The sequence below is a fragment of the Halomonas sp. HL-93 genome (assembly GCF_900086985.1).
Classification (GTDB): Bacteria; Pseudomonadota; Gammaproteobacteria; order Pseudomonadales; family Halomonadaceae; genus Vreelandella.
Map to the genome: position 1 here is coordinate 2853672 of NZ_LT593974.1, position 14601 is coordinate 2868272.

Sequence of the window (14601 nt, forward strand, 5' to 3'; positions counted from 1 at the left end):
AACTTATGGCGACGGAACGCTATGCTCCCGCGGACATCTCATTTCGCTAGTTTGCTAGACGGCCGTGTTGTGTCTCTGAGCCTGCACTGATAACTCAAAACCGCAGGCTTTCGCATAACGCTGAAGCGTTTTCCAACCGGGGTTACTGTCACCACGCTCTAGCCGACTGATATTACTTTTTTGGGTATGCAGGCGCTTTGCCAATTCGTCTTGAGTCAGGCCTGCTTGCTGTCGCATGGTGATTAGCGTGTTGGCCAATTCAAACTCAGGTGCCAAGCGCTCATATTCCGCTTTGACCTCGGGATTTTGGAGCGCCCTATCCTTTAGTGCTTGTAAGCTCATGACCGTTGTACCTCACGTTGTCGTATACGAGCCAGTTCCAATACCTGGCGGGGCGTTTTTTGGCTTTTCTTCACAAATGCATGAAGAATGATGATTCTCTGCCCATTCACATAGCAAAATAAGGAGCGACCGATTCCCTCTTTGGCTTTTGCTCTTATTTCGAAAAGCCCATCTCCTAATGATTCAGTGTGTGGCGGCCCCAAGTTAGCACCATGCTGTTCAACCATTTCCAATAACCGCAGCATTCGGGCCTGTATTTTTGGCGGCATACCGAGAATTTCACCATCGACTCCCGGATAAAAATCAACTTTCCATTGCATTACCCAGCTCCCTGAAGGTTATCTTTTATGATAACTCATTTGTCGTAAAAGTTCCTCTTTCCAATCCGCACCCCGCAAGACGTTAACTTATGGCACCATACCCTTAGCCACCACCACCGCCGTGAAGGAACCTCGCGCATGCCCGCCAATTCGCTGCTTTCGCCAACATCGCTAACGCCAGGTTTCATGGTGGTGCATGGCAACCGCCTGGAAGATTTGCGCGGATTGGCGGTGGAGTGGATGCGCCTGCACCCGCTGGGGCCGCTGGAGAATGAAACCATCCTGGTGCAGAGCAACGGCATCGGGCAGTGGCTGAAATTGGCGCTGGCGGAAGACCCTGACAACGGCGGCGCGGGGATTGCGGCGGCGCTGGACGTGATGCTGCCCGCGCGGTTCCTGTGGCAGGCCTACCGCACGGTGCTGACTCACGTATCGCACAACGAAGACGCCGTGCCGGAAACCTCGCCGTTTGATAAATCGCGCCTAGTCTGGCGGCTTTTGCGCCTGCTGCCGACGCTTGCCGGGCAGGAGGTCTTCGCCCCGCTGGCGCAGTTCCTGGAAATCGATCGCGACCAGCGCAAGCACTACCAGTTGGCCGAGCGGCTGGCTGACCTCTTCGACCAGTATCAGGTGTATCGTGCCGACTGGCTGGACGCCTGGGCCAACGGTGAAGACGTGCTGATCACCGCCCGCGGCGAGGCCCGCCCGTTGGAAGACCACCAGCGCTGGCAGCCCGCGCTGTGGCGCATTCTGCGTGACGACGTGGCCGCCACCCAGGGCGATGCGGGCCTCGACAGCAGCCGTGCCCAGGTGCATCGGCGCTTTTTGAAGGCCACCGAAAAGCTTGAGGGCCAAGCCTGCCCGCCAGGGCTGCCCCGGCGGCTGATCATTTTCGGCATTTCATCGCTGCCCCAGCAAACCCTGGAAGCCCTGGCGGCGCTGTCGCGCTGCTGCCAGGTGGTGCTCTGCGTGCACAACCCCTGCCAGTACTACTGGGCGGATATCATCGAGCACAAGGACCTGCTCCGCGCCAGCCGCTACCGCCAGCGGCGCAAAACCGGCATGCCGGAAGCGCTGGACGTGCTGGGAACCGGCGACGCTGACGATGCCCTGCACCTCCACGCCCAGCCGCTGCTCGCCGCCTGGGGCAAACAGGGCCGCGACTACCTGCGCCTGCTGGACGAGCACGACGATACCGGCGACTACCAGACCCTGTTCGAACAGCAGGCGCTGCGCATCGACATGTTCGAGCCGTTCTCCGGCGAACGCGGCTGCCTGCTCAGCCAGCTGCAGGACGATATCCGTGAGCTGCGCCCGGTGGCCGAAACCCAAACCTACTGGCCTGCCCTCGACCCGGCGGACGACTCCCTGGTGTTTCATATCGCCCACGGCCCCCAGCGGGAGGTCGAGATTCTTCACGACCAGCTGCTGGCCGCCTTCAGCGACGACCCCGAGCTGCGCCCGCGGGACATCATCGTCATGGTGCCGGATATCGACCGCTACGCGCCGCACATCGACGCGGTATTCGGCCAGCTTCAAAGCGACGACCCACGCTTCATTCCCTACACGCTATCCGACCAGGCCAGCCGTCACCGCCTGCCGATGATGATCGCGCTGGAAAAGCTGCTGCGCCTGCCGGAGCTGCGCCTGTCCGTCAGCGACCTGCTGGATCTGCTCGACGTCCCCGCCCTGCGCCAGCGCTTCGGGCTTGAAGAGCGCGACCTGCCGGTGCTCGAGCGCTGGATGGAAGGCGCGGGGATTCGCTGGGGGCTCAACGCCAAACAGCGCCAAACTCTGGAGCTGCCCGGCGGACTCAGCCAGAACACCTGGGCCTTTGGCCTGCGCCGCCTGTTGCTGGGTTACACCGTAGGCGATGGCGACGCCTGGCAGGGCATCGAACCGTTCGACGACATCGGCGGGCTGGAAGCGGGCCTTGCCGGGCCCCTGGCGACGCTGCTGGAAAAACTCGAAGCCACCTGGGAGACCTTTCGCCAGCCCACCGACGCCGCCAGCTGGGTCGAGCGGCTGCGCACCCTGCTGGAAACTTTCTTCCTGACCGACGACGCCCAGGAAAGCGTGATGCTCACTAAGCTGGAAAATGGCCTGCAGCAAATCCTCGAAAGCAGCCGCGAAGCCCAGTTGGCCGATCCGCTGCCGCTTTCCATGGTGCGCGAACACTGGCTCGCGCAGATCGATGAGCATAGCCTCTCCCAGCGCTTTCTGGCCGGGGCGGTCAACTTCGCCACGCTGATGCCCATGCGCGCCATTCCCTTCAAGCGGGTGTGCCTGCTGGGCATGAACGACGGCGAATACCCCCGCTCCCAGCCGCCGCTGGACTTCGACCTGATGGGCAGCGACTACCGCCCCGGCGACCGTTCCCGCCGGGAAGACGACCGCTACCTGTTTCTCGAAGCGCTGCTCTCTGCCCGCGACCAGCTCTACATCAGTTGGGTCGGCCGCAGCCAGATCGACAACACGACGCTTCCGCCCTCGGTACTGGTCGGCCAACTGCGCGACCACCTGGCCGCCGGTTGGCACTTTGAACATGACGCCCCGCTGCTTGACACCCTAACCACCGAGCACCCACTGCAGCCGTTCAGCCGCCGCTATTTCGAAGACAGCACCGAGTCCGCGCAGCTATTCACCTATATCCATGAGTGGCGTGGAGTCCATGAATGGCGCGACGACCAAGCCCCGAGAGCGCCACGGTCTCAGCTCGAAAAGCTCCCCCCGCCGGAAAACGCTCCTGCCAGCCTGTCCCTCGGCCAGCTGGGCGGCTTTCTGCGTGAACCGGTGCGGACCTTCTTCAATACCCGGCTGGGGGTGTATTTCGAGCAGGAAGCCATCGCCGAGCTGGACGCCGAACCCTTCGCGCTGGACGGCCTGCAGAACTGGCAGCTACAGGACCGATTAATCGCCGCCCAGCGACACGCAGTCGACAACGGCGAGCCGCGCCTGGAAGCCCTCGACGCGCAGCTGGAACGCTTCCAGCGCCAGGGAGTGCTCGCCATGGGGGCCTTTGGCGAGCGCATGCGCGAGTCGCTGGCCGAGCCCATGGACGACCTGTTCAGCGCCTACGAAGACGCGCTGGCCCAGTGGCCCATCGTCTTACCCGCGCCAGAGCCGGTTTACGTAGAAAGCGCCGACGGCATCGTGCTGGAAGACTGGCTGAACGAACTGCGCCAGAACGAGGCTGGCGACCGCTGCCGGTTGTTACTCCTCAGCAGCAGCCTGATCAGCCAGGGCAGCGGGCGCGGCCAGTACCGCTGGACCCACCTGCTGCGCCCCTGGGTCGCGCACCTGGCGGGCAACCTCAACGGCCCGATGACCACCCAGCTACTTTCCAAGGCAGGCAACATCACGCTGGCCCCCATCGCCGCCGACACCGCCCGCGCTCACCTGGACACCCAGATGACCGTCTGGCAAGCAGGCCTCCAAGCCCCGCTGCCGCTGGCTCCCCAGGCCGCCTTCGCCTGGCTGACCAAGCTAGGCACGCCGGAGATCGCTGAAGAAAAAGGCCGGGAAAGCGACGCCTACGCCGCCGCCGAAGGCGCCTATGACGGCGGCCGCTTCCAGACCGGCGAAGTCGCCCAAAGCGCGTACCTGGCCCACCAGTGGCCACGCTTCGAGCGACTGTTCAATGACCACCGCGAACAGGCACACAGCTTCGCCGCGCTGACCGAGGCGCTCTACGCCCCGCTGTTCAACGCGGTCAAAAACCCCGCTGGCAAAGACCAAGAACGTAGTGGAGACAGCAAGAAGAAAGGAGCGGCCCAATGAACCAGGATGCCAACCGCGTAACGCCGCTCAACGCGCTCACCCTACCCCTCCACGGCAGCCGCCTTATCGAGGCCAGCGCGGGCACCGGCAAGACCTTCACCATCGCACTGCTTTACGTGCGCTTGGTGCTGGGCGGCCAGCACAGCGAAGACGACACCGCCTTTGTGCGACCGCTGACGCCACCGGAAATCCTGGTCGTCACCTTCACCAACGCCGCCACCCAGGAACTGCGCGAACGCATCCGCAACCGTCTGGTAGAAGCTGCTGGGGTGTTTCGAAAAGAGCCTGACCAGGCGAAGGGAGCAGGCCAAAGCGAGGGTCTTTTGCCAGGGATGGCAAAAGTAGCCCCCACGGACGGGTTCACGGCGCCCTCGCGTCGGCCTGCTGCCGAGCCGCCTGCTGATGACCCGCTGCTCCTCCAGCTCCGCGACCAATACGATGAAGCCACCTGGCCCGCCTGCGCTCGCCGCCTGGAACTGGCCGCCGAATGGATGGACGAAGCTGCGGTTTCCACCATCCACAGCTGGTGCTACCGCATGCTGCGCGAGCACGCCTTCGACAGCGGCAGCCTGTTCTCCCTCGACCTGGAAAACGACCAGCACGAACTGGAACAGGAAGTGGTGCGCGACTACTGGCGCACCTTCTACTACCCGCTGGACGCCGAGGCGCTGGGCCACATAACCCGCTACTGGAAATCCCCCGACGAGCTGCACGCCCAGGTCGCCCGGCTGCTTGCCGAAAGCGACGCCCTCGGCAGCCAGCGCCCTAACCCGGCGGAGACCCTGAGCGCCGCCGAGGCCGAACGCCAGGCAACGCTCAGCACCCTAAAAGCACCCTGGCCCGCCTGGCTGGACGAACTGGTGCCCGCGCTGGAAGACGCCGCCAAGCGCAAGGCCTTCAAAGGCCAAAGCTTCAACGCCAAAAACCGCGCCAACTGGCTGGGGGCGCTGCGCGAATGGAGCGAAAGCGACCTGGAACGCCCCGCGCTGACGCCCGCCGCCTGGAAACGCCTCACCCCGGAGGGCATGGCCGAGATATGGAAAGACGGCGCGCCGCCCTGCCCGGCGGCCTTTGAAGCGCTGGCCGAGCTGCCCGAGGCACTCAAGGCCCTGCCCGAACCGCGCAACGACCTGCTGATTCACGCCGTGCAATGGTGCAAGGTGCGCCTGGAACGCGAACAGGAACGCCGCGCCGAAATGGGCCCCAACGACCTGCTCAGCCACCTGGACCGCGCCCTGCAAGGCCCCAACCGTGAAGCCCTGGCCGCGCAGATTCTGCGCCAGTTCCCCGTCGCGCTGATCGACGAGTTCCAGGACACCGACCCCATCCAGTACCGCATCTTCAACGCGGTATTCGAGGTCGCCAAGCCCCGCCGCGACGCCGCCATTCTGCTGATCGGCGACCCCAAGCAGGCCATCTACGCTTTCCGCGGCGCGGATATCTTCACCTACCTGCAGGCCCGCCAGGACACCGCCGGCCGCCACGTCACACTGGGCACCAACTTCCGCTCAAGCCGCGCCATGGTCGAGGCCGTCAACCACTGCTTCACCTACGCCGACCGGCAACCCGCCGGGGCCTTTCTGTTCCGCGAAGAAGGCGGCGACAACCCGCTGCCCTTCCAACCCGTGACCGCCAAAGGCCGCGACGAACAACTGGTGCACCAGGACCAACCACTGCCCGCCATGACGCTCTGGGCGCTGCCAAGCGACGAGGCGCTTTCCAAAACCGCCTACCAGACCGAAATGGCCGAGCGCTGCGCCTCGCACATGACCGAACTGCTCAGCGCCGGGCAACAGGCAGAAAGTGGCTTCCAGAAAGACGACCAGCTCACAGCGCTGAAGCCTTCCGACATGGCGGTGCTGGTCAACGGCCTGCAGGAAGCCCGCGCCATTCGTCTGGCGCTGGCCAGCCGCGGGGTCAAAAGCGTTTACCTCTCCGACCACGACAAGGTATTCAGCTCGCCCATGGCCGGGCAGGTGGAGCGCTGGCTGCGCGCCTGCGCCGAGCCGCTGGCCAGCTCCCGCCAGGCCGAAGCCCACCTGCGCGCCGCCCTGGCCACGCCGGTGCTGGGCCTCACCCTGGCCGACCTGGACCACCTGCAACAAAGCGAGCTGGCCTGGGAAGCGCGGGTCGAACAGTTCAGCCACTACCATCGCCTGTGGCAGCGCCAGGGCGTGCTGCCGCTGGTCCGCCGCTTGATGGTCGACTTCGACATTCCCGCCCGCCTGCTGGCCGAGTTCGAAGACGGTGAGCGCTTGCTAACCGACCTGCTGCACCTGGGCGAACTGCTCCAGCAGGCAAGCGCAGAACTGGACGGCGAACACGCGCTGATTCGCTTTCTTTACGACGCCATCGCCGACCCGGAAAGCCACGGCGACAGCCACAAACTGCGCCTGGAAAGCGACGCCGACCTGGTCAAGGTGGTCACCATCCACAAGTCCAAGGGGCTCGAGTACCCGCTGGTGTTTCTGCCATTTATCGCCAACCACCGCCCGGTCAGCGACAAGGACCTGCCGCTGCGCTGGCACGACGCCCACGGCAACCTGCAACTCAGCCTGAGCGCCGATGAAGACACCCTGGCCACCGCCGACCGCGAGCGCCTGGGCGAAGACCTGCGCAAGCTCTACGTAGCGCTCACCCGCGCCCGCCACGCCACCTGGCTGGGGTTGGCGCCGCTCAAGGAGCTGGAAAACAGCGCCATCGGCCACCTGATTAACGGCGGCAAGCCCCTCGACCCGGAGGCACTCACCGCCAAGCTGGATGAATTAACTGAAGGCAGCGATATTCGCGTTGATGCGCCCCCCGAGCCCACGGCGCTGCGCCTTGCGCCGCCCCAGCAAACCACCACCCTGGAGCACGCCCGCACCCCCAAACGCCCGGCCAAGGAACACTGGTGGATTGCCAGCTACTCGGCGCTGCGCCTTTCCGGCACGCTCACCGCCCCCGTGCTCACGCCCCTGGAACCCACCACCGCCCAGGAAGCCACGGCGTTCGAGGTGCTGGATGAACCGCAGGATCTCTCCGAGCCGGACGCGTTTCACCTGCACAAGTTTCCGCGTGGCCCCGGTCCCGGCACCTTCCTGCACGGCTTGCTGGAATGGGCAGGTAGGGAAGGCTTTGCCACCGCCGCGACCGACAGCGCTGCCCTTGATGATATGCTCTGGCGGCGGGTGCAACTGCGCGGCTGGCAGGCATGGCAAGAACCGCTGGCCGGTTGGCTCACCACACTGCTAACCACGCCCTTGCCACTGAACCAAAGCGACAGCGTGCCGCTCACCGAGCTTGGCAGCTATCAGGTCGAGCTGGAGTTCTGGTTCGCCGCCAAACAGGTCAACACCCAGGCCATCGACACCCTTGTTAGCAAGCACTTACTGCCTGGGATGGAACGGCCCGCACTGGACGCCGACACCCTGAACGGCATGCTGAAAGGCTTTATCGACCTGGCCTTCGAGCACCAAGGGCGCTTCTACGTGCTTGACTGGAAATCCAACTATTTGGGGCCGGACGACAGCGCCTACGAACCCGAAGCCCTGCGCCAGGCGCTGCTGACCAAACGCTACGACCTGCAGGCCGCGCTTTACCTGCTGGCCATGCACCGGCTTTTAAAAGCGCGCCTGCCCGACTACGACCCGCACCAGCACCTGGGCGGCTCGATGACGGTCTTTCTGCGCGGCAGCCGCAGCCCAGGGCGCGGCGTCTTTGCCGAGCCCGCCCCGGTTGAACTTATTGAAGCTCTGGACGCCCTGTTTGCCGGTGAGCCGGTTTCCACCACGTCGCAAGAGGCCACGCTATGAGCCGCAAACGCACCAACGGCCACCCAGGCGACACCCAAACGTTTGACCTGTTTGACGACACCAACGCCGAGACGAGCGAGCCAACGCCCACGGCGGCTACCACGCAAGTAAGCGCTCACCTTGCGCTAAGCGACACGACCGAACTACTAGCGCTGTGCGAGCGCTGGGTGGCTCGCGGCTGGCTGCGGGATCTAGACCGCGCCCTGGTGCGCTTCCTCGCCATGGAAGCACCGGACGCCCCACCGCTGCTGCTACTCGGCGCCGCGCTTGCCAGCCACCAGCTAGGCCGCGGCCATGTGTGCCTGGATCTAAACGCCACGCTCAGCGCACCGGACTTTGCGCTCTCGCTACCGCCGGAAGGCGACGATCTTACCGACCCGCCGCCGCTACCCAGCCAGGTGCTCGCCACGCTAACGCTCGCCGAATGGCAAGCCGCGCTCAACCACCCATTGCTTGCCAGCGCCGGCCCCGGCAATACCCCCCTGGTGGTCAGCCACAACGGCAACACCACCAAGCTCTACCTACGCCGCTACTGGCAATACGAACAAACCCTGCACCAGGAAATCGCCAACCGCCTCACCGGCGAAGAAGGCACCTGTAGGAGCCCAATTCATTGGGCGATGGGTGACGAACGTCACCCCGAATTACTCGCCAACGCGCTAAACGTTCTATTTAAAAAAACCACAACCCTAGACTGGCAAAAAACCGCCTGCGCCCTCGCCGCCCGCAACCGCTTCGGCATTATTACCGGCGGCCCCGGCACCGGCAAAACCACCACCGTGGTGCGCCTGCTCGCCCTACTGCAAACCCTGCAACTGGCTGAGCCCAATGCCCAACCGCTGCGCATCCGCCTGGCCGCCCCCACAGGCAAAGCCGCCGCCCGGCTGAATGAATCCATCGCCGGGCAGGTAAGCCTCTTGCCATTCGAGTCATTAAGCACTTTGTTGGAGCCCGATTCACTGGTGGTCCGACATATCGGCGATGAAGCGGGCTCGGGCCAACTACAGGCAGCAATACCAACCGAGGTCACGACACTTCACCGCTTACTAGGCGCCCGCCCCGATACCCGCCACTTCCGCCACAACGCCGCCAACCCGCTGGCGCTGGACGTGCTGGTGATCGACGAAGCCTCGATGGTGGATATCGAAATGATGACCGCCGTGCTGCGCGCCCTGCCCGCCCAGGCGCAGTTGGTACTGTTGGGGGATAAAGACCAGCTCGCCTCGGTGGAAGCCGGTGCCGTACTGGGCGATCTGTGCCTCCGCGCCGAAGCCGCCCACTACACACCGGAGACCGCTCAGTGGCTGGAAAGCGCCACCGGCCAGCCGCTACCGCAGGACTACATCGACGCCCAGGGCCAGCCCCTCGACCAGGCGATTACCATGCTGCGGGTCAGCCACCGCTTCAACGAGCACAGCGGCATCGGCCAGCTGGCCCAGGCGATCAACCAGCCAAGCCACGCCCAAAGCGACCAGGAAAAACACCAGGCGGTGAACCAGGTACTGCGCCACGGCTACCCGGACCTGCACCACCTGACGCTGACCGACGACGCCGCGCTAGATAAGCTGGTCATTCACGGCAGCCCCGACAAGTTTATCAACGACGGCGAAGGCCGCACCAACCACAACGGCGCCCCCATCGCCCCACCCACCGGCTACCGCCACTACCTGAACGTACTGAACGCCCAGCGCCCGCGCGGGGCATCGTTTGAGGAAGATGCGAAAGCCTATGACAACTGGGCAAGCGCCGTACTCAGCGCCTACAGCCACTTCCAGCTGCTCTGCGCACTGCGCAAAGGCCCGTGGGGGGTAGAAGGCCTGAACCTGCGTATCGCCAAGACGTTGCGCCATGAAAAGCTGCTGTACGGGAGTGACTTCACGCTGGAAAAAGGCTGGTATGAAGGCCGCCCGGTGCTCGTTACCCAAAACGACTACGGCCTGAAACTGATGAACGGCGATATCGGCATCACGCTAGCGGTACCCGACCCAAGAACGCCCGGCAAATCGCTACTTAGAGTCGCCTTTCCCACCAGCGACCCGGAAAAGCCCATCCGCTGGGTACTCCCTTCTCGCCTGCACGCGGTGGAAACCGTGTTCGCGATGACGGTACACAAATCCCAAGGCTCGGAGTTCTTGCACACCGCCCTACTGCTACCGCCCACCCTCAACCCAATCCTCACCCGCGAGCTGGTCTACACCGGCATCACCCGCGCCCGCGAATGGCTTACGGTGGTTGAAGCCAAGCGTGGGATTTTGAATGAGGCGGTGATTAGGGAGGTTATGAGGGTTAGTGGGTTGGATGAGATTTAACGCCTCACTTCACCGGCAGCAATAAGCAGAGCGACAAAGGAGCGGCGCTTATTGCTATCCGAGTGCATGTGATTGTTATAAATTACTTTCCGGCAAGCTTTGCTGCTTCTTCTATCCACTTAGAAAGATCTTCTGAATTTGTATACTTATATGCCTTAAAGCCATTTTTTTCGATCTGACTCGGTATCGCACCTGGAGAACCAGCCTCGCCGCCTTTATCTTTCAAGTGATGAATTTGGACAGCTACGAGACCATTCCCCCTAGCCAAAGATTGCTCTATTTCATAATCAATATATTTACGGTCTTTAGTACCATAAGTAACAAAGACGACAGTCACTGAGGTGCGTTCGAGCGCTCCGTCGATCATTTTTTTAATTTCTTTATCACCCTTTTTCTTTGCCTCCTCCCACAAAGAGGCGTCTTGGAACCCCGCTGCTGCAGTCCCGGTTACATTAGGAATACTACGTATTTGATTGACCTTCCAGACATACTTGTAGTGAAAACTGAAAAATACACGACGTGCCATGATTTACTCCTTGCAGATTAATTCTAAAGTTTCGATTATCCTAGACAAGAGCTGATCTGGATCATCAACGTCTTCACCTAGCTTTTGAAATGATTTTTTTAATTCCTCTGTTGATCCAGGGAAATAACCTTCCCAGTTCGCTACAACCCTATCCCAAAGCTCTTGTGCCATCCAGCCGCTTGCGCCAATTGGCAAAACTGACAAATTCATTTCCTCGGCGAGCTTAAACTCTTCTTCAACGCCACCAGCCAGAGCTGTTGTGCCTTCTAGATCTTTATTTCCCATAAAAAAGATGGCAACCCCAGCGCGACCGATAAGGTCTTTCCTATACTCGGACCACGTTTCGGCTCGCTCATCGGCGTCTTCAATATATTGGGGAAATGGCCTCAAGATAGCATAATCAGCGATTCGGAGGCCCGGTTTTTGATAGACTTTTCTAATAACTCCAGTAATAAAGGCATTGCCTATACCTAAGCCGACACCTGAAGCAACCTTGAATCCCTTATCGACGAGAATCTCACCTAGAGAACATAGAAATCGCTCAACGCTCTCTCTATCCCATGGTGCGAACTCGTGAGCGCTACCAGATAAGAAAACTGTATTCCTTCTATATCGATGCTCTAGTGTCTTGAGCATATCAGTGATTTCTGAGTAGTCGTTTACCAATATTGTTTTAATATTAAATCTTTGTAGATCCTTTATTAACAGCCCTTGCCTAATGGATTCATGCTGAAAAATTTCATCACTCGGGCAATCCTTTCGCTCGACCACCTTGAATATGCAATAATGTTGCCTCTGGTGCTCTTTAAAACTTATTCTAATTCTACTGAGCACATAATCGAGATTCGGATCAGAAAGACCGAACCCTATAAAAAGAAATGTTTTAGAAACCAGATCGCCAGAAAGCGCGTTAACATAAGGGCCTTTATCAAGGAAGTATCGCTCGTAGTCATCTTTGGTGATTACGGCAGAATCGGCGTGATCTACATCGCCATGCATCTTATAGACTACCGCATCCCTTCCTTTTCGAGTCGTTGCCAGTTGATTAACTGTATATTTTACATCAGGTAGCTTTCCTGCTTGCTCAAGAGACCTCTCAATTAGCTTATCGTAATTTGTTGTCCAAAAGGTTTCTATGGGCAACCTCGCTAAAATTTTATGGTTCTCGGTGGGAGCAGAACTCTTGCCAAGCTGATCCAATATTTCTTGGTTAAGCCGATGCCGACCATTATCATTAACGTGAAACTGTGCTAAGGTGATGAGATCTGTTTCGGCTTCTATATCAATTCCTAGCTCATCAGCCAGCGGCTTGAGTAAAGACTTCCAATTTACATAACCTGCGGGAATTGATAGGCCAGCTCCGGCGAATATTCCGGCGTTATGCTCAAGTAATTCGCCAAGAAACCTATCAAGAAATACTTGTTTCTCTCGTTCACTAGACATCATGCCTCCGATACTACGTTATAACGCCAAGGCTAAGTGCAAACCGGCCAGTTTGACCCCCTTGTTAACTTCTGATTTCTAGTAGCTCGTAAAAAATAGAAGATTCATTAGTTAATGGATTTTCAGTTTCAGTGACTTGGCAATAAAGTGTCACTTCCTGCTCAAGGTGAAGTTCACTGACGGTCGGAAGTAAGCGTTTAGGATAAAGTATTTTTATGAGGTTACCTTCCGCTGACCTTAAGTCTATCCGTTCACGCTTGCTTAGCAGCTCTACTTTTCCGTAAAGAACCACCCGTTCTTCTTCCATCACTTCAGTAACCTCAAGTGCAGCTGTTACTGAATCAAGAACATCTTTACTTCCTTTCCAATGTCGAACCCTCTCTCCCGAGAATGTCCATGTAAATTCAGCTTCAGCATCATGGGTTCGAATAATTTTTAGAAAATTACGCAGACTTTTGGCGCCTAATGGCCCTAAGTCGTTAACTGAATTAAGAAATTCTTCCCCTCTTCCCCCAGAATCAAGAACGGAAAATACGCGCTCGATAGCTCCTTTACTTAATCCATCATCTAATAGATCCCTCTCAGCCGCTGCTGAAACTATAAACCTCGAAGATCCGGGCAAGAGCCCTTCAAGCCTTAAATCTAAATCCCCGTATAAATGCTGTGGAACTCTTTTCCTATCTATACCACCTTGGGTTAGACGGAGCGCCGCGTAGCCAAGTGTTTTTCGTACTTCTTCAGTCAACTTTGATACAAATGCAAGAGGAGCACTACCAGTTTTAAGATCTGGAGCGTTTATTCGGAAATCCAACATTTCGAATGCCGGACTTACCTTCGAAGTAAGTTCGATCTTGTCTAATTCATCAATATGGTTTTCAAGCGAAGCAGCGGTCAACTGATAGGCGAAATTTCCTTCTTCAGCCTTTTTATTGGCCTCTTCGAGGAGCCTTCTTGCCTCATTCTTTTGTTGGCTAATTTTTTCACTCATGTCGCCACCATTATCCGCGCGATACCTTTCGGCTGCTCGTTTCTGTCGAAGCCAAACCAGCCACGCCAATAACTCCTCAATTGTTGATTTTCAGCTGCACAAAAATAAACGTCTAAGCCGAATCTCTTTTTGACTGTTGGCTTATCTAATAATGCTTTGAGCAAGTCTTTTTCCTGAGGCGGTAATGCATTTACTTCCGTTTCAGATGAAAATATAACCAAGTCGATATCATTCGGGTTTAACTTATTCGTCGTGAAAGAGCCATCTAGCCACAACTCGGCCGAAGCGCCCAAATCCGAAAAAAGCTTTGCGTAAGCTTCAAGATTAGCTATCAATTGCGCCCTTGTCCTCGAATCTGCAAAGTCTTTGAGAAAATGATTTCCAATCTCATCCAGCTCAAAGTCGTGCAGTCCGGGCTCCAGTATTGGTTCTTCTTCCATGTCAGACTCTTATGTTTAATTAACGCTTGGCTTTGCGGCGCACCGAAGCGCCAGCTAGGTGCGTCCGACAACAGCCGCTGGTTATGTGCTGCTACGGCGCTGCACCACGGTTTTGTAGATGATGCGTCGATTTATCTTCTGCTTCCAAGCGGTTTGCTTGGGTGACAACTTCCGCTTCCTGCGAGTATCCATTAAAAACTTGTACTCTTGATCGAAGATGTAACCAAGCTTGAAAGCATGATAGATCAAATCTTCGTTTGCATTGGCAGTATCATCGACCGCTATTCGACGCAGTCCAGCGAAAAGGTTTCCGGTCTCGATACCGATAAACCGGTTAATACAGACATTACCGACATACGTTGTGTTGCCATTTATCTGATTGCGGATGTAGCAATGCTCTTTGATATCCTGGCCGCAGGGACAGCTATCAAATTCCTCACTGACTTCAACACCAATGAGCGCCCATTCAGTTCTCGCGGTATCGAAGTCGGTTGCCACTGAAAGGGGGAGAATATGGGCAGCCAACCGCTCTCTATTGTGATCCACACTCACCTCCCCATGAGCACATAACAGTGATTCTTATACGCCCCGCTGCATAACCTCAATGAACGTGACGGCACATTGATTGATGTTATGCAGCCAACCTAATCAACATAACC

The 14601-nt window shown here is 58.5% G+C and carries 10 protein-coding genes; 3 read left to right on the top strand and 7 right to left on the bottom strand.

Features of this window, described 5'->3' with window-relative positions; genetic code table 11:
- Positions 1 to 54: 54 nt before the first annotated feature.
- Entirely contained in the window at positions 55 to 342 is a 288-nt protein-coding gene (locus tag GA0071314_RS13225; RefSeq protein ID WP_074397082.1) for a helix-turn-helix domain-containing protein, read from the bottom strand.
- Positions 339 to 662, bottom strand: coding sequence for a type II toxin-antitoxin system RelE/ParE family toxin (locus GA0071314_RS13230; RefSeq protein ID WP_074397083.1), 324 nt, complete (start codon positions 660 to 662; stop codon positions 339 to 341). Before GA0071314_RS13230 ends, GA0071314_RS13225 begins: the two co-directional genes overlap by 4 nt.
- 138 nt (positions 663 to 800) lie before the next feature.
- Between GA0071314_RS13230 and recC the strand changes: the two genes are divergently transcribed.
- The 3 genes from recC to recD are packed head-to-tail and all read left to right on the top strand — an operon-like array spanning position 801 to position 10545.
- On the top strand, positions 801 to 4442 hold the full coding sequence (recC, locus tag GA0071314_RS13235) for an exodeoxyribonuclease V subunit gamma (protein ID WP_074397084.1): 3642 nt from the start codon (positions 801 to 803) through the stop codon (positions 4440 to 4442).
- Positions 4439 to 8236 (top strand): exodeoxyribonuclease V subunit beta, encoded by a 3798-nt coding sequence (gene recB / locus GA0071314_RS13240; RefSeq protein ID WP_074397085.1) that lies wholly within the window; start codon positions 4439 to 4441, stop codon positions 8234 to 8236. The genes recC and recB overlap by 4 nt, the downstream gene beginning before the upstream one ends.
- A complete protein-coding gene (recD, locus tag GA0071314_RS13245; protein ID WP_074397086.1) occupies positions 8233 to 10545 on the top strand; it encodes an exodeoxyribonuclease V subunit alpha in 2313 nt (770 codons plus the stop codon). Before recB ends, recD begins: the two co-directional genes overlap by 4 nt.
- A gap of 82 nt (positions 10546 to 10627) precedes the next feature.
- Here the strand turns inward: recD and GA0071314_RS13250 are convergent, their stop codons facing one another.
- The 5 genes from GA0071314_RS13250 to GA0071314_RS13270 form a co-directional block, all read right to left on the bottom strand.
- Positions 10628 to 11071 carry a TIR domain-containing protein gene (locus tag GA0071314_RS13250; RefSeq protein WP_074397087.1) on the bottom strand — a complete coding sequence of 148 codons (444 nt, stop codon included), beginning with the start codon at positions 11069 to 11071 and terminating at the stop codon, positions 10628 to 10630.
- 3 nt (positions 11072 to 11074) lie between these two features.
- On the bottom strand, positions 11075 to 12514 hold the full coding sequence (locus GA0071314_RS13255; protein WP_074397088.1) for an SIR2 family protein: 1440 nt from the start codon (positions 12512 to 12514) through the stop codon (positions 11075 to 11077).
- 64 nt (positions 12515 to 12578) lie between these two features.
- Positions 12579 to 13502: a hypothetical protein gene (locus GA0071314_RS13260; RefSeq protein WP_074397089.1), complete on the bottom strand. Its 924-nt coding sequence runs from the start codon at positions 13500 to 13502 to the stop codon at positions 12579 to 12581.
- Positions 13499 to 13942: a DUF6932 family protein gene (locus GA0071314_RS13265; protein WP_156524119.1), complete on the bottom strand. Its 444-nt coding sequence runs from the start codon at positions 13940 to 13942 to the stop codon at positions 13499 to 13501. Before GA0071314_RS13265 ends, GA0071314_RS13260 begins: the two co-directional genes overlap by 4 nt.
- A gap of 81 nt (positions 13943 to 14023) precedes the next feature.
- On the bottom strand, positions 14024 to 14488 hold the full coding sequence (locus GA0071314_RS13270) for a hypothetical protein (RefSeq protein WP_074397090.1): 465 nt from the start codon (positions 14486 to 14488) through the stop codon (positions 14024 to 14026).
- Positions 14489 to 14601: the final 113 nt, after the last annotated feature.

What these genes read in the sequence shown, in the direction of transcription:
- GA0071314_RS13225 (WP_074397082.1), bottom strand. Translation starts at nt 342, where the DNA reads ATGAGCTTACAAGCACTAAAGGATAGGGCGCTCCAAAATCCCGAGGTC.
- GA0071314_RS13230 (WP_074397083.1), bottom strand. Translation starts at nt 662, where the DNA reads ATGCAATGGAAAGTTGATTTTTATCCGGGAGTCGATGGTGAAATTCTC.
- recC (WP_074397084.1), top strand. Translation starts at nt 801, where the DNA reads ATGCCCGCCAATTCGCTGCTTTCGCCAACATCGCTAACGCCAGGTTTC.
- recB (WP_074397085.1), top strand. Translation starts at nt 4,439, where the DNA reads ATGAACCAGGATGCCAACCGCGTAACGCCGCTCAACGCGCTCACCCTA.
- recD (WP_074397086.1), top strand. Translation starts at nt 8,233, where the DNA reads ATGAGCCGCAAACGCACCAACGGCCACCCAGGCGACACCCAAACGTTT.
- GA0071314_RS13250 (WP_074397087.1), bottom strand. Translation starts at nt 11,071, where the DNA reads ATGGCACGTCGTGTATTTTTCAGTTTTCACTACAAGTATGTCTGGAAG.
- GA0071314_RS13255 (WP_074397088.1), bottom strand. Translation starts at nt 12,514, where the DNA reads ATGTCTAGTGAACGAGAGAAACAAGTATTTCTTGATAGGTTTCTTGGC.
- GA0071314_RS13260 (WP_074397089.1), bottom strand. Translation starts at nt 13,502, where the DNA reads ATGAGTGAAAAAATTAGCCAACAAAAGAATGAGGCAAGAAGGCTCCTC.
- GA0071314_RS13265 (WP_156524119.1), bottom strand. Translation starts at nt 13,942, where the DNA reads ATGGAAGAAGAACCAATACTGGAGCCCGGACTGCACGACTTTGAGCTG.